This is a genomic window from Desulfallas sp. Bu1-1, assembly GCF_015594625.1.
Classification (GTDB): domain Bacteria; phylum Bacillota; class Desulfotomaculia; order Desulfotomaculales; family Desulfallaceae; genus JADNRQ01.
The window spans coordinates 1-262 of the sequence record NZ_JADNRQ010000104.1; the positions used below are offsets into that span (position 1 = coordinate 1).

1 rRNA gene is annotated in these 262 nt (G+C 51.5%); it reads right to left on the bottom strand.

The window, feature by feature from the left end:
• Window positions 1–262, bottom strand: a 23S ribosomal RNA gene (locus IT084_RS17835); the annotation flags it as partial.

The following is a 262-nucleotide window of genomic DNA, read 5'->3' on the forward strand; positions in this document are numbered from 1 at the left end:
CAGGTCAAGCCCTCGACCGATTAGTACCGGTCCGCTCAATCCCTCACGGGACTTACACGCCCGGCCTATCTACCTGGTAGTCTACCAGGGGTCTTACCCTTCTCGAGGTTCGAAATTCGATGTTCGATGTTCGAAACTTTATTTTCTTTTCTTTTTTTAGATTCGAACCTCCAACTTCGAACCTCGAACCTCGAGAAGGTGGGAAACCTTATCTGGAGGGGGGCTTCGCGCTTAGATGCCTTCAGCGCTTATCCCGTCCGGA